The organism is Providencia sp. LY12 (genome assembly GCF_057621555.1).
Window position 1 is genome coordinate 1072311 of record NZ_CM172594.1, and the last position, 20349, is coordinate 1092659.

Genomic DNA, 20349 nt, shown 5'->3' on the forward strand with positions numbered 1-20349 from the left:
CTAATCAGTTATTTTAAAAGGAAAATATTTTAGAAGGATAACGGACACATCATTACGCTGCAAGGCATGGATAATGAACCAAATTAGTTCTTTGTGGGCGAAAATACCTTGTTCAAAATGAACAAAGTCGGAGAGAGAATCAAAGGGCCAATGACCGATCTCTATATGCTGGCTAAAGAATAACATATTCATTTTTAACCAATAGATGACCATGTAGTTGTGAAAAATGGGGCGTAAGCCCCACTATTTTCATTCCGTTTTTGAGTTAAACTCTTTAAAAGCCCCCATGGTTTCTGCTGCATACATGGCTGAAGGGCCTCCTCCCATAAAAATAGCAACGCCGAGTGCCTCAGCCAGCTCTTGCTCGGTAACACCTAAATCAATTAATTTTTTTGTATGAAAACCAATACATCCATCACAGCGGTTAGCAACAGCAATACCAATAGCAATCAGTTCTTTTGTTTTGGCATCTAACGCACCGTCTTTTGTTCCTGAAGAGACTAACCCAGAAAAGTTTTTCATCACGTCAGGAATATGCTGTCCAAGATCAGCTAAGTTAGTTGAAATGTTGTGAGTAATCATTTTAAATTTAGTCATACCGTGTTCCTTTTTTTAGAGAGTTAGAGATAAAACGATATTTGATTTTATATAATATATTAGCATAAATTAAAAGCGACTACGCATAGTTTCTATGCGCTATTTAACTTCAAATATAGGCACTCGATGTATTTGACCCTATATTTCCAGACACTTTTTATCCTCAAAGATTATTGGAATTTATTATACGATAATTCCCTTAGAGATAAGCTCTTAACATTTTAATAACCACTTATATTTTAATATTAGTTAGCACTATCTAATTAAACATAGTCTTCGTGTTTATTAAATGTAATTCACAAAATAAGAAACGCTAAAGCCTTAATGACCAAAACACCGCTAATGAGTGTATCGTTAGATTTTGTTTCATTATATATATTAATATGTCAATACCCCGCTAATCACCAACGTTATTATCCTTAGCGTTACTTTATATTTTATTTTGAAATTTCTTTTAAATCAGCGCCTAACTCTTTTTTAAATGATTCTCATTGATTGCGACGATCAATTTTAACCTTATCAATTGGCACTCCCTATTGGTTTTTATTAAATCGATCGTCTTAAACTATTTCCCATGCTGATTAATTTCATTTAGTCTTTCCTCCGATAATTGTGGTATTAGCTATATTTCATTCCAATGAAACAGGTGAAACGTGTTAATGAAATACAATACATTGAACATTAATATTCGCATCGGTTCGTTTATTCGAAAACACAGAATATTGCTCGGAATGTCTGGAAAAAACCTAGGTCAAAAATTAAGTCTTTCCCAGCAACACATTTCTCGATTAGAACGAGGTCAAACGGTATTTTCATTCGAGCTTATTTTGCATTTATTGAATGCTATCGATAAGAGCATTTCTGATTTAATTGCTGAAGTGCTTTATGAAGACAGTACATATGAAAACTTAATTATATATCAGCATGAAAGTCATACTGATTTGATCCTGGCAAATTAACCCGCATTTTAACTTAATGAAGTTTAATGGGATTATCTTAAATTTTAAGATGTCCGAGACTGACTATTTCTGTTTTTTTATTAAGATTTTATCTTTTATTTGATTGCATGACGATTGGATTATATATGCTTAAGCGTCTTCAAGTTATTTTATTTTATTCCGCATTATCATTTATAAGCATAACAACATCAGTATATGCCTCACCGTCTATTGGCATTGGCAGTATGTATGATGTTTTTACGCCCGATACCCAAAGTCTTACTAAGCGAGTATATAACACCGGAACCTCAACGGCATTTGTACGTGTTGAAATATTGGAAATTGATGCAAATCCCAAAATGAATCAACGTGAATCCGCGCAAAAAGAAATTAAAGCCGGTTCACTAACACAAGAACGACTGATTGTCTCACCATTACGATTAATTATTCCACCATCGGGTTTTCAATCAGTACGCATACTTTGGCCGGGGGATAGAGAAAAAGAGCGCTATTTTCGAGTGCGTTTTACCCCGGTTCTTCCTGAAGAGAATGATGGCTTTGGAATGAATAAGGATGAAATAAATCAATACAAGAAAAACGCCTTGGATGTGGGGGTGAATGTATTGACGGGGTATGGCAGTGTGGTTGTGATGCAACCTAAAAACCCTTTATTTAATACGGTCATTAATGATACGAGTAAACAGATTTCCATCGCGAATAAAGGCAATGCCACCATTGTCTTAGATAATATCCGTTATTGTGAAAATGCAAAATCACACTGCGAGAATAAATCACGAGAAATTATCTTACCCGGACGAACATTTATTCTGCCCAAAAAACAAAATAATAAAATCAACCTCACATTAATGGAAGGCGACACATCTAAAGCGCTTGATTATTAATGTTAGGTATTATTTTACATCATTAATTTAAACTTAATTTTCAGTTATGGGAAATAAATGAAGTTTATTTATTTTCTTTTTTGTCAATCATCATAAATGAGGTATTTACATGTTAAAAAAATCATTATCTGTTGTATTCATGTCTTGTGCTGTTTTAGGTTCAATTGGGGCTCACGCGGCGGATGAACAACGCTACGCTATTGACTTAACGGCCACCATTCCAACAGAAGCGTTTCAAATTATTCCTGTTGAGAGCGGCTGGGTGAATCAAACGCAAGAAATGGTATACGATTTAGGAACCAGCAAGCTGCAAGATTTCTCCAAGCAATTTCAATATAAAAACACATCCGGGGGTATTCAAGCAACCTTAACGAATACCGACTCAACCGGTAAGGCAATTTTATCGAATGGGACCGACACTATCCCATTAGCCGTGACGTTTAATGGCGTTGCACTCAGTAATACCGCCGCCACGGTAGTTAATGCCGCTGATGCAAAAACAGGCGGTCGTACTAACCTGCGTATCACACAACAAGACGATAATCCTCTGACGGTAACTGGGTCTTTTACCGGTCAAGTGGCGATGGTTTTTGAGCCTGTGGTCGAAGTGTCTGGTGGCGAATAAGTAATTCAATTGAGGAGGCTCTTTGGAGCCTTCCTTCTTGTTACCTCGACTGACTACGTTCATTCTGATGATTGCACTGCCGCACTTATTGAGCTGCAGAGTGCTTTTGTTGTGTCTGTATTCTGTGATTTAGCGAAGTATAGTATGAAAGTGAAAGTATTATTTGCATTAATTTTAACACCAGGAATTGCTTTGGGGTCAAATTTATTACTGGCAAGTAATACGATGAAAATCCCCAGTGAATTTAAGCAATATTTTTATAATTCAGAAATTGTTTCTCAAGTTTACCTCAATGACGCTCCCCTTTTCGATGCCGTCTTTACGCTTCATGAAAATGGGCAAATTCATCTCCTACGTATTTTAGATGAAGATGCAGGGATTAAACCGCAAGTCAAAAGTGAATGGGCCGATATTTTACGAAACGGTATCTCACTGGGCACCTGTGAGTCATCTTGCCCCGCGGGATTGGTCTCAGCGGAATATCGACTGGATAATTCTGCATTGAAATTATTTACATCACACTATGAAACGGAACAAGTGAAAAGTGACTACCTACAGTTACCCAGCACTCTGCCCAATGGGGTCATTATGCACAATAATTTGTCTGCTGTTTCAGTACCTTCAGCGAAGACATGGAATTTTACCTCATCCATCGTGTCATCTCTTTTAGGATGGACTCAAAAAATATCACTACAAACCTACGGTTCGAGTCAAGCCAACCAGACACAAGAAACCAATATTTATGCGTTATACACCCAAAAAGAATTAGAAGGTCACTTTGTCCGCTTGGGTGTTTTTTCTCCGGACAGTGATAAGGGAAATGTCGAAACCAATGGATTTAGTACCGGCTCTGTCGCTGGAGCGATGTGGGGAACATCAAATGCATTATTGATAAATAACGAAAGTGTCAGTGCGTCCCCTATTTATGTCACCGCAGCCAATCAAGCGACAGCTGAAGTCTGGTTAGATAATCGACTCATCTATTCACAACAACTTCAACCTGGAATGCAAGCGCTAGATACACGACGTTTACCCAGTGGCGTTTATGACATCACCATTAATATTCTTGAGAATGGCAAAATTGTCGATACTCAAACGGCTCAAGTATACAAGCCGTTAGGATGGCGAAATCCCAATCAAAAATGGCGCTTAAATTTCTGGGGTGGGCAAAAAAGAGATTTAGTGATTAGCCGTAAGAACACCACCGAGAATGATAACGCGCTCATCGGTGGCGGTACCGTCGATTACTTATTGACCCCTCGAGTCATCTTGGGGAGCAGCCTGTTAATGACGGCAGCTAAATATCAACTCAGTGCACGGTCAACGGTCACGTTGTCTTCCGATGATAGCCTTTTTGCGCAATATACCCTGACTGATGACGATTCACAAAAAAATTCAAGTGTGGATTTACGTTATTATCGAACACTTTCACCGGGCAACTCCTTGAATGTCTTTTGGCGCCGAACTTCCCATGACAGTTATCGCTCGACAGACTCCTCTTCGCAAGTCGGGAATGCGTGGGGCATGTCAGTCTTTACCCAATTACCTTGGGCAAGTTCACTGACATTGAATGGCCAATACATGAAAAATCCGTCAAGAGAAGGGGTTGGGATTGATGCAGCATTGGCAACAAAAGCGGTTTTGGCGCATCGAGATGTTAATTTTCGGGTCAGTGCATATGACCGCCCCGGCTTTAACCAAAAAAATCGGGAGCAAGGTGTGACATTCGGGGTAAGCATGTCATTAATGCCCAGCGCGAAACATACATTGTCGGTGGATGCTGGCGTGAACGACAGCAACAGTTATTCGAGTTTAAATTATCAATGGCAACCTCTGGATGACGGCGCACTTCGTTGGCTAGGCGCTGGCATATCGCAAAGTGGCGGAAACACACTCATTAATGGTAATGGCGCTTTGGAAAGTCGAGCACTCAGTGGGGATGCTTATGTCCAGCATTACGTGCAAGACAAGAGCACCACGGCGGGCGTCAATTTAAGTCAGACACTACTTTTTGGGGATGGAAAGCTTGCGGCGAGTAGTGGCGAACGCGGTTTAGGCATGGATTCGGCATTTATTGTGGACTTGGAATCGGATTCTCCGGATATGCAAATTGTCGCCGCCGACAGTGTCAGCGAAACAAAATTATTCCACGGTCGCAATGTTATCCCGGCAGATGTCTGGAAAAATGAGTCCATCCAGTTTTACAGCATGGGGACACATAATGGCAAAGTTTTTCCTGAGCATGAATCAGTGCAAATGAACCGAGGCAGTGTGAAATATTTAAAATTAAAAGCCGTTAAAACAACGGTGCTCGTGGGGATGCTGCAAGACAAGCGAGGTCAAATGTTACGGCATCGTCAGGTGACTAGTGATATCAGCAGTGGCGTGATTAATGCTGAAGGCGTTTTAACATTAGATACGGGCATCAATAACCAAACACTCACGGTCTTAGCCGATGGTCAATTGCCCGCCTTATCGTGCCAGTTACCGGACGCCCTGTCACCGGAAAAAGCTGTACAGTTTTTTCCTGTCATTCATTGTTCATCAATGGAAGGTTTATAATGCGTTATTCTCATTACATTTTTGGTATCGTCATGCTGGCACTCAGCGCAGTTGCCCACAGTGCAACGGTTAATCTAACCGCAAAATTCACACCGGCGATAAATAACAGTAACAGTGACGGCGTTTTTACCAATACAACACCGCAGTCGGGTTTTTGTATAAAACCGTGGTCCGCCCCAAGATGTGTAGCTAACAATTTATTTAGTGTGGAACTGCCACTAACGCTTACTATGCAATATCCTATACCCGCATTTAATGAACGCAGAGCAGGGATTTATTTCGGGTTGCCAAAAACACAAAAAAATATTGTCGTTACAAATAATGAAACTGGGGAGTCATTTTCTGTCTCATTCAGAATAACGCATTTTAGTGCCTATGTTAATAAACAGAATGACTATGATTGGCTTGCTCAAACCAGCGATCTATCATCTCGCACTGACTGGTGGTACCCAACAGACTCGGGAACGGGTTGCGCTTATGGGCTTGCCCCTTGGGGCAACGTGGGTTGGGTTCAGTTTCTCTGGAAGGCATTAAACAATACAACCCCTTGTTTTTTAATTAGTGCCATAGAGAGAAAGGAAAGCCCTTCACAATTGAGCGACTTAAGTATGGGTTACTCATTGGAGGCTCAAGATAGCTTATTAACGGTAGGTTCAGGAACCTACTTGGGGAAATTGTCATTTACTGTAGGACCAGGCGGCGACTTTGATTTTGGCGATAACTACCAAGCCAATGACAGCGTTGTTGATATCAATCTCATTCTTTCTGTTAATCATGATTTAATCGTCACCACAACCCCAGAAAGTCGCGCTTTATCATTACAGCCATGCAGTGCAGGTAAAGTTTGCACGGAAGAACAAGGAAAACAAAACTGGGAACGTTGGATGATAACGAAAATCACCCCTCAGCTTACGGCTCGTAGTGATTTTTGGTTATCTTCGACGGGCGCGTTTACCACTTATCTGCAATGTGAATATATCCAAGGTGAACATTGTGCTATTAAAAGTGACAACAATGGTCAACTGGTCCCAGTGAAAGCGTATTTGAGCATGCCAGATAATATTATTAATCAACAAACCAATAGTACGGTTTTGCGCGCCCCTATGGCAATTAATAAAGATGTTTTAAATAATACGTTTTTAACAAGGGATATTGGGTATAATCGCAAGGGAAGTATTGATTTTTTGGTGACACAACAAGATGTCGATACCATGCTGATGACAAGACCCGACACTTACCGTGGAACAGTTACTGTCATTTTTGATCCGCAAATATATTAATTTTAGGGGCTATCCTAATACGGAATCGTACTGGTTGCGAACTTCAAGGATGCTTTTCAACATCAAGTTGAATAATTTTATCAAATGAATATCTCCATTGATTGTAGTGGACTTCAGTGGAGGTAGTTCTTGTGATCACTAAAGTAAACTTCATTAAGTTATATGTACTAGCTCAGATTTAATCTAGTATGGCGGTGATACAAAACTAAATGTAATCTGATAGGTCGCTCTGTGCCCAGACTGTGTAAAAACTCTTGATCACCTTTTGGCCTAAGTGCGATGTACTTATGAACAATTGGTCTTAGCTACCGATCCAATTTCAAAGCAAAATCCAGTATTATCTGATTGGTAAGCATAATCATGGAGATTCTCACATGTCTCACCATATTACAGGTCAATCAAGGCATCAATCCACGCTCTTTCCAGAAATCATGGACGACTTTGTTCGCGAAGATAATCCAGTGCGAGTTATAGATGCCTTTGTTGAACATCTCGATTTACTCGACTTAGGTTTTGAAAAAGTGACCCCCAAGTCAACTGGCCGCCCTAGTTATCACCCTGCCATGATGCTCAAGCTTTATATTTACGGTTATTTAAATCGAATTCAATCATCGCGGCGGTTGGAGAAGGAATGCAACCGCAATGTCGAGTTAATGTGGCTGCTTGAACGTTTATCTCCCGACTTCAAAACGATTGCAAACTTCAGAAAAGATAATGGCAAGGGAATTAAAAATGTTTGCCGCAAATTCGTCGAGTTATGCAGACAACTCAACATGTTTGAAGATGCAGTGTTCGCTATCGATGGGAGTAAATTCAAAGTCGTCAATAATAAATCCCAAAATTATACCCCCAGTAAAGTGCTGTTTCATATCTAGCGGGTTGAAAAAAACATCGAAAAATATTTAAGCCTGATGGATGCCAAGGATGAGAACGAAAAAGAGTCTGATCCGACCGTCGCTGCATCGAAATTAGCTTGGTTAAAGCAGCGCTTAGTTGAACTAAGAGCACTCGAAAAACAAGTTAATGAGCATCCGGATAAACAGATATCACAGACAGATCCTGATGCCCGCTTGATGAAAACACACCACATGGAAAGACAAGTCTGCTATAACGTGCAAACCGCAGTCGATACAAAGCACCATCTCATCGTTTGCCACGATATCGTCATGACAACAGATAGAGGTCAACTGACATTAGTTGCCGAGCAAGTCCAAAAGGTTTTGGGAAAGAAATCTATTACAGTGTTAGCCGACAAAGGCTACTTCAGCCGAAATGATATCAAAAATGCATATGATCAAGGTATCACGGTGAATGTACCACAAACTGATACTTCAGGTTCAAAGAGCAAAGGCATTTTTAACAAATCTCTCTTCAAGTACGACAACGACAGTGATGTATACATTTGTCCTGCGGATAAAGGTTTACAAAAGCGAATGAAGGTAATGGAGAAAGGCGTTGAACTGGATGTTTACTTCAACAATTTAGCGTGCAATGAATGTTCAATTCGATCTCAATGCACGACATCAAAAAAAGAACCGCGCCGCATAAGACGATGGGTACATGAATCGATTATTGATGATATGCAAAAACGGTTGGACGAAAATCCGGAATTCCCAGTGACAAGGAAACAGAGTGTTGAGCATCCGTTTGGTACGATAAAAATGTGGATGGGAGCGACTCACTTTTTGACTAAACGCCTCAAAAATGTGAGCACTGAAATCAGCCTTAGCGTTCTTGCTTACAACCTGAAACGTATGATGACCATACTGGGAACTGTCGGTTTGATGACAGCTATCAATCTAAACTAAGTGATAAAGTCGCTTAGTTTAACCAAAATCTGCCCCCCAACGTTCAAGGCAGGCTGCTTTTAAAAGACTTCATATTACAAGTCACCAATCTTAATCAGAATATTATGAATGTAATGAGAGCTATTCGGATGCTTAAATGCAACTCAAATTGGTGTTTGTTGGGTGAAATCATGGTTTTTACACAGTCTGTGCCAAGAGCGGACCTATCGTGGTTTTAAAAAACTCTCATGAAGTGGTCAACTTTTATCGACCACTTCATATAGCTATACCTCTACAGAATCACATCACACGAGGGATTTAGTACTAGTCTTAACCCACGGCCTGATCGAGCGCCTCGATTGCACCTATCATGGCTTCTACAGTTGCCCTATCAAATTCTGCTCTGTCATTTTCATCATGTGTACCTTTATTGAGGTATCTCCATTCACGTGATTCTCCGCTAAAGCCAGTCAAAACATCTATGGGAGAAAGCACTGCAATTTTATTTGGGTCATTAAAATCGGCACGACAGATTTGTTTTTTCAATTGCTCTGAGAGATTACGCAGTTCAATAGGTGCAGTTGCTGACCTCAGTTTAAGACTGAGGTTACCGTCACCGTGCTTGTTTACATAACGCCAGACCTTCCCTTTCATCAGAGATTCAAGTGACTGCCGGCATTTAGTTAGCGCTTCCCTAATTTCATTACGTCCATAATGGCTTCGCGCAGAAATAATATAGTTCCTGGGGGCACAGTTAAAATCCACTCGGATATGCGATTCGTCCAGACGCGGTAAAAAGCTGAAAGTTCTGGACTGTGCAGCCACTGACGCAGGCAATAAATTCTGAATGTCTTTGAAAAACTCTTCTCCGTGGCATGCCAGGATGATTTGCTTATCTGCAAAGAAAGCATCTTCAAACAGCGTTCGTCGAATAGATTCTCTGTGATCGTCATCGATAGCATTGACCGGATCATCAAATATCAAAAGTGGGCATTGCTCACTGATGTTTTTTGCCAATAAAATAGCCAGCCCTATGCAGCGTACATGCCCCTCACTGAGCACATGCAAAGCATCAAAATATTGAGTTGGATTGTTCTGGAATGCCACCTCCAGACGCTGGTTTTGCATCTGAGGGAGTTTAACACCAGCGAGTTTTTCGCCTGGAGGGTCATTGCGGTTGAATGCATTGTACAGAGTAACAATGTCGTCTCCGAGATTCGCAACCAACTGCTGAGGCAAACCCTCTTTATAGGTATTCAACTGCAATACGAACTGGGCATAGGCTGCTGAGATTTCTTCGTTTTTTCTTACAACGGATTCCTCAAGTGCAACCTCTTCAACAAGCTGCCTGTTTTCTGTATCAAAGTTATCAATCAACAACTGAGCTGTCGCGATAGCTCTTTCTGTAGTACTTCTTCTTGTCTGTAGTATTATTATTTGGTGTTCTGACTCACGCAGACCCACAAGATCACGCTGCCGTGACTCCCGCGATTTAGCAGTTGCTTCTGTTTTTTTATCTTCATCTTCCAACTGCAGTACCTGTTTCTCCAGAAGAGACCAGGGAGTGATACCATCGTCTGCTGGTTGATGCAGATCATGCCACAAAGTGATGCCATTATCTTTTCGGAATCTTTCGAGTACATTTTCATGATGAAGAAACTGGCAACAGGTGCCGATAATTTGCAAGACAAGGTGCATCTTCTGGCTGAATGATTGTTCCAGCTGAGCTATTTCACCCTGTAAGGCTGACAAAAACTCAAGCTTCAGTAATTCTTCACTGGCATGACTGTAGGGGTTTTTTATGGTTTGCTGGAGTGGGGTATGGCATGCAGGGCACTGTTCTGGGCTGGTGCTCTGTAACTGGACGACTGCTTCGAATAAACTTTTAAATGAAACCTGCATACTCGCTTCTGCCAGTTGCTTCTGTTTGCCATACAGAGTCGCCAAAACAGTTTCAACAGAGCCGCTTAAGTCCTTCAACATAGAACCGGTCAGATGACTCTTGTTCGGAAGAGGGGTCTGTAGCTCTGTCTCAAGCTGCCGGATAGCCCCCATATTTTGCTCATCTCCTTTTAATTCAATCATCATCTGCTGAAAAGAAAGGCCCTCGCGGTATCTAGAAGCTAGCGCCTGTTCCTCAGAAGCCAGTCCTTCAAGATCAGTCTTACTCGCTTTCAGTTGCTGAATGGCTCCCTCGAGTGTGCGGCGTTTTTCTGCCAGTTGAACGGCTTTTACGCCTATTAGATCGATGTATTTTGCATCAATTTCCGCAGTAAAATTTCGGACAAAATCATTGAATGCATCCAAGCCGAATAACGTTGATATAAGTTCGGTCTGTCTTACAGGGGCCAGCGCCGCAATTCTTGAGAAGCTATCGATACGGTTTTTTTCAACAAAGCAAAAGCGGTGCTGTGCTTCGTTATCCTCAATAGCCACATCCTGCCCTTGAGCTCCAACACCAGTAATCACAGGTGCAGAAAATTGATTGACGTATGCATTTCTAAAATAGTCGGATTGATTACGAAAGCGTTTACTTGCAGCCTCAGCTACGTTTCCTAGTAATGTGTATTCAAGTGCTTCGCAGAAACTGGACTTCCCGGTACCGTTGGGGCCATAAATCAGCACCAGACGCGAATCCAAATCAAATTCCTCCTGTCTGGCAAATCCTCTGAACGGTCCAACGGACAGCTTTTTCAACCGACTGAACGTGGAGACGCGTTCGGAGTTCTGCTCAGGCAGTGGCTGGATTTCCAAGCTTAGGGTATCCCAGGCGGGCTGCGCCAGCTCTACGATACGCCTAATCCGCTGGCCCTGCGCGGTACCCAACGGGATAATACTATCCAAATTATCCCACACTAGGTTCGCCATTTTTCTGACATTGCTGGGTACGTCTGCTGCGTCTAAGGTTTGGAAAAAGCGCAAAAACTCGTTACTGAGCATAATGAATCCTTTTTGATTTGTCGTTTTCTCTCGTTGTAAGGAAATGCTACAAGATACACTTTCTGCTTATGTATTCAAATGAACTGTAAGTCAAATATCTACAATTCTGTTCTCGTGTTGAACTGATCTCAGTTGAATACGGGATAAATCACCACGATTTCGATAGTTATACCAATGTCAGCTCTTCGCTCAACACTGACCTCCATCGCCTTAAATCAGTGCGCTCCGCGCCAACAGCGGACGTTGCATATCTCTCAAGCACCGTCTCAGCACATCTGTTATGCTGGGAACATAATGGTCAGGTAATAGTCTTCAACATTTCGTTCCCCAACGAAGCATTCATTATTTCTCTCACTATAGTGGGTTCGTTCGCTATGGGGAGATAGTCATGATTGCAGTACTTTTTGAAGCAGATGCAGTTGCAAAACATCAGGCAAGGTATCTACAACTTGCGGGTGAACTTCGACCTGAGCTCGATAATGTAAAAGGATTCATTTCAATCGAACGCTTTCAGAGCCTGAGTACCGACGGCAAAATTCTCTCACTTTCATGGTGGGAAAACGAAGAATCAGTACTCGAATGGAAAAAAAACATGAGGCATCAGGCGGCGCAAAAAGAGGGACAACAAACAATCTTTGCGCATTACAGAATAAGAGTCGCACATGTCTTGCGCGAGTATTCATCAGAGAACAGGAGTGGCCCGAATGTATGATATTCACGTCGTTTTTAACAACTTGCCGGGTGGCCTTGCGTTGTTGGGGACTACGCTTGGTCAGTATGGAATTGGGCTTGAAGGTGGCGGAGTCTTTGCCATAGACCAACAAAGCCACGCTCATTTTCTGGTTGAAGATGGGGAAGGGGCTTGTACGGCTCTGGCTAAGGTTGGCTTACATGTTGAAAAGGTCACGAAACCACTTATCAGAAAACTCAAGCAAGAACGCCCTGGTGAGTTAGGCGAGATAGCTGATGTGCTCGCACGTCACAACATCAATATTGTTGTGCAATACAGTGATCATAGTAATCAATTGATTCTTTTAACTGACAATGATGAACTGGCAGCTCAGGTCACCCACAAATGGGATGTTTCCACACAGTGAAGCTTCTTAAAGCGCCCCAGCCTTCCGATGACACAGATTGTCTCGAACAATCTGTGTCAAATATAGCGACTGCAATTGCTGACCCTTCCCGGGTCAGTATTCTTTGTGCCCTGATGGATGGCAGGGCATGGACGGCAACGGAATTAAGCGCTGTTGCTGAAATTGCTCCCTCAACAGCAAGTGCTCATTTGGCAAAACTCCTACAAAACAAGCTGGTGAGTTGTTTGTCTCAGGGGCGTCATCGTTATTACAGACTCTCAGGACAAGACATTGCTGCATTACTTGAAACCTTGATGGGGGTTTCAATGAAGTCAGAGCCAAAGTTGAATACCAGAACTCCGGCACATTTGCGCAAGGCGAGAACTTGTTATGATCACCTGGCGGGTGAAATCGCTGTAGGGATATATGATTTTATGGTCGAGCAGGAGTGGTTACTCACTGATCAAGATTCGTTGTCGCCCATTGGAATCAGGAGGTTTCAGGAACTTGGCATAAATTATATTCCTCAAACCAGGCGCAAGTGTGCATGTGGCTGTCTGGACTGGAGTGAGCGTAGGTATCATCTTGGCGGAAGCGCTGGTGCGGTGTTACTGGAGACATTCGAGCAAAAAAATGGATATCCAGAGTAAGCGGTTATAGAGAAGTAGTGTTCACCAATAGTGGAAAAAAAGCGCTTAACTACTTCTTTGATCTGACAATCTAATTTTTGCAAATGAAAATCGTGGTTTGCTCTCCGCATTTTAAAAAGCGAGGATTAAATATTACCGTTGCCAGCTGTGGGAAAACTTCGAACTTCCACTGTTCGCTCAGACCAGACTTTCAGGTTTAATTGTGTTCTACTATAAACCATGTCGGTTCAAGCCTGAGCTAATGTAAGTCATAGATATAGGAAGGGGAAGCTAGGGGGATGAATTATTTAATACCTCAATGTTTAAAGAACCTCTTTTATGTTATTCAGCATATGAAAACCTAATTAAGTTAAGATCTAACGACTAGATGTATGCCACCGGATTAAGCTTTTTTTCTCTAGCAAGTCGAGCGTCCTTTTGTTACAGAGTGAGCCATAATTGAGTTTCACATTACTCAAGGTTTTTAGTTGCCGTTCTGTATAGTTTCATCGCGTTCACCGTAAGATCCGATTATTTAACGTGTACTGTGGCTATAGTCGTTCGCGTCCAGAAAAGTGGGCGTGCATTTGTTCTGTCAGTACCCATAACGCTTTATTGAGCTTAATATCCCCATCAATCCCATTCACTGAACGCGTGCGAGCGCGTTTACCTTTCGCATTTCTGCCTGATAATCCCCCTTTAATTAAATTTTCTTGCAAACGTTGGTACACCGTCCAAAGATCGTCCTTCTTATCTTCTACGCGGCGTGGCTGTAATACTTGCGCTTCGGTGATCGGCTGATGCGCTTCTCCATAACGATATGTGAGAGCAGATTGAGCAAAGATGTGTTGTGCTGGTGGCGGTAATACCAAGCTTTGCATTTCTTCGCGTTTATCTGCGATGGCATCGAAGGTGCCTAATACTTCATAAGCCCCTTCAATCACTTTATCGACGACATTGCCTTTGTGCGGTACTCTGACCTCCCCAAAGGTATCACCACAAACCAGCCCATTTTGGCAAACATAGCGAAAAAAGCCGGGTAGCATCTGATAACTGCTTGAGCCATCATGACTATTGAGTAAGATGATTTCGGGGACTTGACTTCCTGTAATTTGGTCATAGCGTCTGAGGCGCAACATATGCTTAGTATGATCGCGACGGCTTTCATCTCTCACACGAGTTTGGCAAGCAAAAAACGGATAAAAGCCTTCTTTCTGTAAACTATCGAGTAGCGTAATGGTTGGGATATATGTGTACTTTTCGCTACGAGAGTCGTGTTTTTCTTCTGAAAATACACTGGGTACTGTGCGAAATAACTCTTCGAGGGTTAACGGGCGGTCACGGCGAATGCTATTCGCCGCACCAAAGCGGGACGCTAAGCGAGTCATAGGGAACTCCTTTAAATAAGTTGAATTAATTTAAAATTGAAGCAATTAGCGAGATGTTAGGGGATTGAAGAGATGAAAGATAATTTAGTCAATAAGATGGAAAATAGCTGAACTTTCTGTGTGTTGTGCCGCATAATCACGCAGTTGATAAAAGCGTTCGACTAATAATTCACTCTCGATTTGAAATGACCATAAACTGTACATCATTAAACACACGGCAATGCCTGCGGCTTCACAGCTTACGTCAGCTTCATTGCCGTTATGAGGGTTAAATAATGTCAGTTTTTCTCGGTTTAAATCCGGGTAAATAAAGGCACCGCCATTCGATAAGGTGCAATACTCCCAATATCCGCCTTCGTAATCGTCACAAAACTGCCCCATCGTGGTAAATATGACGACTTCAAATGTGTGCCAGCCCTTGATGCCTTTAAAATAATTAGGCCAAAAATCAGAACGCTGCATAAGTGGAACTGCGCTGCTATGAATGATGTTGATGTCTCTAGAAACTAAAGAGGATTTCGTCATAATTTTCTCCGTTACAGAAATAAGAAAAACGCCAACAAGGTTTCCCCTGTTGGCGTGATGGTAAAATGAATGAAATAACTGATTAAGCTTTAAGCCAGTTTATCGGCAACAGCAAGGGCGCCGAATAACCAACCAATACCTTGTGGTCCAATCGCCCAAAAGAGCTTAGCTTTAGCAATGCCTAATGAACCTTCACGAGTATAAATTGCATCAGGCATTAGCCATTGTCTTATCAGGGCACCTAATGTCATACCTATCGCTGGGCTCAGCGTGAGCCAGAATAAAATACTCACGCCATGCCAGAATCCACGAACATGACCTGTCGCGCTAAACACATTAAAAATGAGCATAATAAAGGCGAGGCTAAATGCGATAGCCAGGTACTTTAAAAAAAGGGAGAGCATAGTTAACGACCTTCTGATTAGACGTTAAACGGATTATTGTTGACTACATTGAATAAAGGCATTTCGCATTTGCTGAGTGAAGTCGGCTGGTGGCATAGCTTTGCCTTCTCCGATGGCAACCAAGTATTTCGTGGGGTATTTTTCAGCCATTTTATCCCACGAACATTCACACATTGCACGACTTCCCCCTTGAAGTTTGCACTGCGTGATGAAGGAGGCATTTTCACCACATCCTACCAGTAGAGTGCTGAATGATAGGGCTGCACTAAATAGGACAAATTTTGCTTTGAGTGGTGAGAACATAGGATTTAGGTTCATTGTTATTCCTTATTGATAAGATGTAATCATTATGAAAAATGATGAGTTTGGTTGATAACGTGTAGAATCAATGGGAGCGAGATAAGATGATTAACTGTGTTTTGATGAATAACGGTTAGAATGATTAAAATAGCCATCGCCAAAGTGAGATGACAGCAGAAACCAGCGTGTCTTTGATTTGGATAAAGGTGTCTTTTACCCCCATAGGGAGAGGCAGTTGATAAATCAGGTCATCCATCGCCTGATTCACACATTGCCCAAAATCTTGTTTCGCCTGTGAATTGATGTACTCTGTCCGGTAGACTGGCTTTAATTGCGTCAAGGTACTGCTACTGGCTTTTGCGGGTAAGGCGTGTATGAAATGTTCAACGAACACATCAATTTGATAGCCTTCTTTCGCGGAGATAGCAATGACAGGATGATGCAGGGAAAATGCTTTTTGTACGGCATCGATTTTTAACTGTAAATGGTTAGCTTGTTTGTGGGAGGGATGACAAGCATGAACATCCCATTCACGGCAAGGTTCAATTTTATCAGCTTGATTAATCACAAATAAAAATTGCGTAGCTTGATACCCACAATGCTGTGTTAAAAAACGGTAAGTTACCTCATCCGACGTCCACGCCCTATCATCCGCTTTTAATACCCAGATAATCAAATCCAGTTCTGGTAACATTTGTTGATATAACGCTTGATACGTTTTATCACACGACAGTGATTCACCGATGCCCGGAAAATCAATCAGTGTTAATGTGCGTTTTCCTAACGTCATTTGCAGCCGCTTAGCAGTTTGTGTGCCACTTTGGACATCACTCACCGCAGAAACGTGAGATTGAAACAAAGCATTACATAAGCTTGATTTCCCCACACCCGTTTTGCCCATAAGACCAATCGTGGGGGAATAGTGAACAAGTTGGTTCACTTCATGTAAGAGCTGGGACTGCAGGTGTGACAGTGAGTTAGGTAGGGTGGCTTTGATTAATGATGAAACAATATGTTCAGCAGACATAAAAATCTCCTTGTGATTTTACAAGGAGATAATGTAGTTTTGAAAAAATATCTAACTGAAAGGGGTTATGATTAAGTGATAACTAATAAAGTGTAATAAGTTGCTTAACTTGCTCCGAACGGTTTTTTATACTGACATTTTTATCTTCAATGTGAGCTTTCACTTTATGCTGATATTTTTCCTGAATTTCACACAGCACGTCACCACGGTAAATGGGTGAATTGAGCGCCCTCAAAAAATATCCCCCTTTTCGCGTTATTTGAACACAGAATAATTTTTTTAAATGATAAGCTCGATTTTCTTGAAATAACTGGGCAAATGTATAGTGCTTAATGTCGAGAATATTTATTTCTAAAATGTCATCATGTAAGTACACAGGCACGATTTCTGCCTCATAGCTCAAGGCAATTCTAATTTTTGGCTGAGATTCTTTTTCATCATGATAACTGGTTTTTACATCTAAGATATGCACGCTGGCTTCTTTTATGAGTATAAGCGTTATATCAGCAAGTGGCTTGATGAGATTAGCAGGATAATTTTTTAGATTGATAATTTCACCCTTAATTAATTCAGATACAGCCGTTCTATTGATTTTCTTAGATTTAATGAATCGAGTATTAAATTCTTCTACTGTGTAATCTTTATTGACACCTCCAGGCCAGAATTTAGTTGGTCTCGACATCAATCCTTCTTTCGACTTTACCCATGTCATGTCCTTATAAGCTTGATTCAAATCGGCATTATCACTGTCATAGTGTGTGATAGAACGATTAATCTCTTTCTCAATAAGTTGTTCTGCAAATTTTCCTGGTGTTGTATTAGCGCGCTCCGCACCTTTACGGATGTGATCATAGATGTGCTGGTTTTTAAAATTAATATGAACTCGGTATTCACTTGTCATCGTCCCTTCCTAATCCGCACTGTCAAATGAACGAGTATGACACAATGAAACAAGCTCCAATAGATGCATTATGTCGTAAAAAAATAATACGCGTTACTCGGTAAAAACGTTCTACTTCCAAAGCCACGGATAAGCGATAAGCTTAATTTTTACTTGGATTATCGTACACCGCAAAGGTGCGCACTTTAATAAAATATCTATATTATTATATAATTATAATTTAATGTATTTATTTTTGATGATATTGGCTGGAAGGCTTCAGGCTTACGCTATTCGTGATGACCCGCGAAAAAATGAGGATAGCAATTAAAATTTGTATGTTTTTTTAAGAGTGAAGAGTATAAAAATGAGGTCATTGAGAGGTGAAAATAGGGGGCTAATATCAGAGTAGTGAGTTGTGGTTTTTATTGAAAAAATGCATTTAAACTCAGCTTAATTTCAGGTTATCGTCCTTACGCTGGAGTACTTACTGAGGCCTTTTAACGAAAATAGCCTCATCGATGTGTTGGTATAGTTATATAAATATACATGCTACATATGAACAATACATTTAAATATAAACAATACGACTCCAATACAAAAACCAACCTACACATCTAAAACGATACCTATAGACCTAGAGTGACATCATCCACTATAAACCTGTTAATACATAGATGACCTACATGGTTAAGCACATACCTTATAAATCTACAGTGACTTACCAATCTACTATTCCCTTAAAAGTTCACTCAGTATGACGATGTAGCAGCCTTAAGCAGCAGACTTAGATTGGTGAGCTTATTCTCCTAATAACGAAACTGTAATTAGCAACAAGCCTTCCCATTGATATGACATCCAATCAACATAAGAGGAATTTGTCATGTCAAAAAAGCTTAACCAACACTATGTAAACCAAATTAACCGTACCATCAATAAGGCGCTGGCTGTACATAAGCGCTTAACTGCCATACACCTTGATTTACGCTTTCCTATAACGACAAAGGACGAAGACGTCGCAGATGACTCCGCAGCAATTACCCGATTCTTTGAATCTCTTAAGGCTAAAATCAAAAATGACCTTAAAAAGAAAAAAGATGCTTGGAAACGTAATCTTTCCTGTGAACTACATTATTCTTGGGTGAAAGAGATTGGCGAGAAGAATAAACAAAAGCACTACCACGTGATGTTGCTGCTTAACAAAGATATCTATCACTCCTTAGGGGATTTCAAAAAAGACAGTGGAACCCTTTATGCCATGTTACAACAAGCTTGGTGCAGCGCTATTAAAATGAGGTATTTACCGTCTCGCCCATTAGTCAACATTGCGGGTAAAAATGTCACGTATTTATATCGTGTGGAGCAAGAAGAAACTGAAGATGGCATTTATACCTACATTGTGACGAATCAATCCCAAAATATCATTGTAAATCGAATACGGTATCTCGCTAAGTTGCATACTAAGTTTTATGTAGAGGGTGAACGGTCATTTGGATGCAGTCGGTAATTAAAAACTGGAGAAGGGATGTCATGACGTGAAGTGATATCCCTTTTATCAAACTGGTATCGCTTCTGACTTTAATTTTAAGGACAGGAGTTCTTCCTCATGACAAATCCAATCGAAGCATCAACGACCGCAATGCCATTGTCTCCATTACTAAATGACCAGTTTATCGATATGAAATTTATTACCCAATTAACCGGGTTAACCGATAAATGGTTTTATAAGCTCATTCAAGATGGCGAGTTTCCCAAACCCATTAAATTAGGCCGTAGCTCTCGTTGGCTTAAAAGTGAAGTTGAGCAGTGGCTATCTGCGCGTATTGAAATGTCTCGCATGTCATAAATCCCCCTTATTCAGCCACCTCTTCTTTTTAGCTATTTCCCGTCATTGATATCAATGCATAGCCCATCAGTATGCGGTGTTTTGACGCGCCTATTGAGAAGAGGGGAGTTCATTGGAGTTAAATTATAATGATGCTAATGCCTTCACCAGTACGACTTTATCTCGCGTTAAATCCTGACTTAAAAATCATTGGGGCTCAAGAAGCCGGGACTCAACCACTCACACAGTACCAGTGCTATCACTGCCAAGCGGCACTTTCTCTGCACAAAGAAGGACGAGAATATTATTTTATGCATGTGAATAACTCAGAGGAGCTAAAGTGTTCATACTGCCAAGCACAACTAAACCCACTTTATCGACATTTTAAGCTGGCAGGATGGTGGGCTTGGCTTCCTCCACTCGTGCCTGTAAGACATTGGTTCTGTACTCTTTGTCAGCACGATTATCATGGTCCAAAAGGTTGCCCTTATTGTCAGCATAGTGTTTACAGTACGGAGGCAGCATTAAGGGATACTTCATTAGCAACAAAATCAGATTGGTCATTGCCGTATTAATTTCAACTTACCCACTCATCTATCTAAGGGCTCATCGGATGGATGAGTGTGTTAAGTATTCAGTTGGTGTTATGGCAATTATTCTTCAG

The 20349-nt window shown here is 41.1% G+C and carries 18 protein-coding genes and 2 pseudogenes; 12 read left to right on the plus strand and 8 right to left on the minus strand.

Annotated elements, in window-relative coordinates:
- Positions 1-249: 249 nt before the first annotated feature.
- On the minus strand, positions 250-597 hold the full coding sequence (locus ACY3ZI_RS04810; RefSeq protein WP_487376238.1) for a carboxymuconolactone decarboxylase family protein: 348 nt from the start codon (positions 595-597) through the stop codon (positions 250-252).
- A 659-nt stretch (positions 598-1256) separates the two neighbouring features.
- Here ACY3ZI_RS04810 and ACY3ZI_RS04815 point away from each other — a divergent pair.
- From ACY3ZI_RS04815 to ACY3ZI_RS04840, 6 genes and pseudogenes are all read left to right on the plus strand, one after another.
- Positions 1257-1556 carry a helix-turn-helix domain-containing protein gene (locus tag ACY3ZI_RS04815; protein ID WP_487376241.1) on the plus strand — a complete coding sequence of 100 codons (300 nt, stop codon included), beginning with the start codon at positions 1257-1259 and terminating at the stop codon, positions 1554-1556.
- Positions 1557-1681: 125 nt separating this feature from the next.
- Positions 1682-2437 (plus strand): hypothetical protein, encoded by a 756-nt coding sequence (locus ACY3ZI_RS04820; protein ID WP_487376243.1) that lies wholly within the window; start codon positions 1682-1684, stop codon positions 2435-2437.
- A 109-nt stretch (positions 2438-2546) separates the two neighbouring features.
- The gene (locus tag ACY3ZI_RS04825) at positions 2547-3062 is read left to right on the plus strand and encodes a CS1 type fimbrial major subunit (protein ID WP_487376245.1); all 516 of its coding nucleotides are present in this window, start codon (positions 2547-2549) and stop codon (positions 3060-3062) included.
- A 144-nt stretch (positions 3063-3206) separates the two neighbouring features.
- Complete coding sequence (locus tag ACY3ZI_RS04830; RefSeq protein ID WP_487376247.1) at positions 3207-5624, plus strand: TcfC E-set like domain-containing protein; 2418 nt, start codon at positions 3207-3209, stop codon at positions 5622-5624.
- On the plus strand, positions 5624-6904 hold the full coding sequence (locus ACY3ZI_RS04835) for a hypothetical protein (RefSeq protein WP_487376249.1): 1281 nt from the start codon (positions 5624-5626) through the stop codon (positions 6902-6904). The genes ACY3ZI_RS04830 and ACY3ZI_RS04835 overlap by 1 nt, the downstream gene beginning before the upstream one ends.
- A 374-nt stretch (positions 6905-7278) precedes the next feature.
- Positions 7279-8712, plus strand: a pseudogene (locus ACY3ZI_RS04840) (IS1182 family transposase).
- A 309-nt stretch (positions 8713-9021) separates the two neighbouring features.
- Here the strand turns inward: ACY3ZI_RS04840 and ACY3ZI_RS04845 are convergent.
- Entirely contained in the window at positions 9022-11631 is a 2610-nt protein-coding gene (locus tag ACY3ZI_RS04845; protein WP_487376251.1) for an AAA family ATPase, read from the minus strand.
- A gap of 388 nt (positions 11632-12019) precedes the next feature.
- On the opposite strand from ACY3ZI_RS04845, the gene ACY3ZI_RS04850 reads away from it, so the two are divergent.
- The 3 genes and pseudogenes from ACY3ZI_RS04850 to ACY3ZI_RS04860 all read left to right on the plus strand — a co-directional run bounded on the left by ACY3ZI_RS04850 (position 12020) and on the right by ACY3ZI_RS04860 (position 13431).
- Positions 12020-12343 (plus strand): antibiotic biosynthesis monooxygenase family protein, encoded by a 324-nt coding sequence (locus tag ACY3ZI_RS04850; RefSeq protein ID WP_487376253.1) that lies wholly within the window; start codon positions 12020-12022, stop codon positions 12341-12343.
- Positions 12336-12728, plus strand: coding sequence for an amino acid-binding protein (locus ACY3ZI_RS04855; RefSeq protein WP_046050479.1), 393 nt, complete (start codon positions 12336-12338; stop codon positions 12726-12728). Before ACY3ZI_RS04850 ends, ACY3ZI_RS04855 begins: the two co-directional genes overlap by 8 nt.
- Positions 12725-13431 (plus strand): annotated as a pseudogene (locus tag ACY3ZI_RS04860) (ArsR/SmtB family transcription factor). Before ACY3ZI_RS04855 ends, ACY3ZI_RS04860 begins: the two are co-directional and overlap by 4 nt.
- A 456-nt stretch (positions 13432-13887) precedes the next feature.
- Here the strand turns inward: ACY3ZI_RS04860 and ACY3ZI_RS04865 are convergent.
- From ACY3ZI_RS04865 to ACY3ZI_RS04890, 6 genes are all read right to left on the minus strand, one after another.
- Entirely contained in the window at positions 13888-14724 is an 837-nt protein-coding gene (locus tag ACY3ZI_RS04865; RefSeq protein WP_487376255.1) for a DUF932 domain-containing protein, read from the minus strand.
- 84 nt (positions 14725-14808) lie between these two features.
- Positions 14809-15249 (minus strand): antirestriction protein, encoded by a 441-nt coding sequence (locus ACY3ZI_RS04870; protein WP_487376257.1) that lies wholly within the window; start codon positions 15247-15249, stop codon positions 14809-14811.
- Positions 15250-15338: 89 nt separating this feature from the next.
- The gene (locus ACY3ZI_RS04875) at positions 15339-15653 is read right to left on the minus strand and encodes a hypothetical protein (RefSeq protein WP_196718019.1); all 315 of its coding nucleotides are present in this window, start codon (positions 15651-15653) and stop codon (positions 15339-15341) included.
- 33 nt (positions 15654-15686) lie between these two features.
- On the minus strand, positions 15687-15971 hold the full coding sequence (locus ACY3ZI_RS04880; protein ID WP_006662579.1) for a hypothetical protein: 285 nt from the start codon (positions 15969-15971) through the stop codon (positions 15687-15689).
- Positions 15972-16095: 124 nt separating this feature from the next.
- Positions 16096-16980, minus strand: coding sequence for a GTPase family protein (locus ACY3ZI_RS04885; RefSeq protein WP_487376260.1), 885 nt, complete (start codon positions 16978-16980; stop codon positions 16096-16098).
- An 82-nt stretch (positions 16981-17062) separates the two neighbouring features.
- On the minus strand, positions 17063-17881 hold the full coding sequence (locus ACY3ZI_RS04890) for a hypothetical protein (protein WP_006662581.1): 819 nt from the start codon (positions 17879-17881) through the stop codon (positions 17063-17065).
- Positions 17882-18743: 862 nt separating this feature from the next.
- On the opposite strand from ACY3ZI_RS04890, the gene ACY3ZI_RS04895 reads away from it, so the two are divergent.
- The 3 genes from ACY3ZI_RS04895 (at position 18744) to ACY3ZI_RS04905 (ending at position 20260) form a co-directional block, all read left to right on the plus strand.
- A complete protein-coding gene (locus tag ACY3ZI_RS04895; RefSeq protein ID WP_487376262.1) occupies positions 18744-19367 on the plus strand; it encodes an inovirus Gp2 family protein in 624 nt (207 codons plus the stop codon).
- A 99-nt stretch (positions 19368-19466) separates the two neighbouring features.
- On the plus strand, positions 19467-19706 hold the full coding sequence (locus ACY3ZI_RS04900) for a helix-turn-helix transcriptional regulator (protein WP_006662583.1): 240 nt from the start codon (positions 19467-19469) through the stop codon (positions 19704-19706).
- Between the two features lie 128 nt (positions 19707-19834).
- On the plus strand, positions 19835-20260 hold the full coding sequence (locus tag ACY3ZI_RS04905; protein ID WP_071524955.1) for a putative zinc ribbon protein: 426 nt from the start codon (positions 19835-19837) through the stop codon (positions 20258-20260).
- Positions 20261-20349: the final 89 nt, after the last annotated feature.

Excerpts from the sequence above, each read along its gene's own strand:
- ACY3ZI_RS04820 (WP_487376243.1), top strand. The coding sequence starts at position 1,682 with ATGCTTAAGCGTCTTCAAGTTATTTTATTTTATTCCGCATTATCATTT.
- ACY3ZI_RS04815 (WP_487376241.1), top strand. The coding sequence starts at position 1,257 with ATGAAATACAATACATTGAACATTAATATTCGCATCGGTTCGTTTATT.
- ACY3ZI_RS04850 (WP_487376253.1), top strand. The coding sequence starts at position 12,020 with ATGATTGCAGTACTTTTTGAAGCAGATGCAGTTGCAAAACATCAGGCA.
- ACY3ZI_RS04865 (WP_487376255.1), bottom strand. The coding sequence starts at position 14,724 with ATGACTCGCTTAGCGTCCCGCTTTGGTGCGGCGAATAGCATTCGCCGT.
- ACY3ZI_RS04855 (WP_046050479.1), top strand. The coding sequence starts at position 12,336 with ATGTATGATATTCACGTCGTTTTTAACAACTTGCCGGGTGGCCTTGCG.
- ACY3ZI_RS04825 (WP_487376245.1), top strand. The coding sequence starts at position 2,547 with ATGTTAAAAAAATCATTATCTGTTGTATTCATGTCTTGTGCTGTTTTA.
- ACY3ZI_RS04875 (WP_196718019.1), bottom strand. The coding sequence starts at position 15,653 with ATGCTCTCCCTTTTTTTAAAGTACCTGGCTATCGCATTTAGCCTCGCC.
- ACY3ZI_RS04885 (WP_487376260.1), bottom strand. The coding sequence starts at position 16,980 with ATGTCTGCTGAACATATTGTTTCATCATTAATCAAAGCCACCCTACCT.
- ACY3ZI_RS04835 (WP_487376249.1), top strand. The coding sequence starts at position 5,624 with ATGCGTTATTCTCATTACATTTTTGGTATCGTCATGCTGGCACTCAGC.
- ACY3ZI_RS04890 (WP_006662581.1), bottom strand. The coding sequence starts at position 17,881 with ATGACAAGTGAATACCGAGTTCATATTAATTTTAAAAACCAGCACATC.
- ACY3ZI_RS04895 (WP_487376262.1), top strand. The coding sequence starts at position 18,744 with ATGTCAAAAAAGCTTAACCAACACTATGTAAACCAAATTAACCGTACC.
- ACY3ZI_RS04880 (WP_006662579.1), bottom strand. The coding sequence starts at position 15,971 with ATGAACCTAAATCCTATGTTCTCACCACTCAAAGCAAAATTTGTCCTA.
- ACY3ZI_RS04900 (WP_006662583.1), top strand. The coding sequence starts at position 19,467 with ATGACAAATCCAATCGAAGCATCAACGACCGCAATGCCATTGTCTCCA.
- ACY3ZI_RS04905 (WP_071524955.1), top strand. The coding sequence starts at position 19,835 with ATGATGCTAATGCCTTCACCAGTACGACTTTATCTCGCGTTAAATCCT.
- ACY3ZI_RS04870 (WP_487376257.1), bottom strand. The coding sequence starts at position 15,249 with ATGACGAAATCCTCTTTAGTTTCTAGAGACATCAACATCATTCATAGC.
- ACY3ZI_RS04830 (WP_487376247.1), top strand. The coding sequence starts at position 3,207 with ATGAAAGTGAAAGTATTATTTGCATTAATTTTAACACCAGGAATTGCT.
- ACY3ZI_RS04810 (WP_487376238.1), bottom strand. The coding sequence starts at position 597 with ATGACTAAATTTAAAATGATTACTCACAACATTTCAACTAACTTAGCT.
- ACY3ZI_RS04845 (WP_487376251.1), bottom strand. The coding sequence starts at position 11,631 with ATGCTCAGTAACGAGTTTTTGCGCTTTTTCCAAACCTTAGACGCAGCA.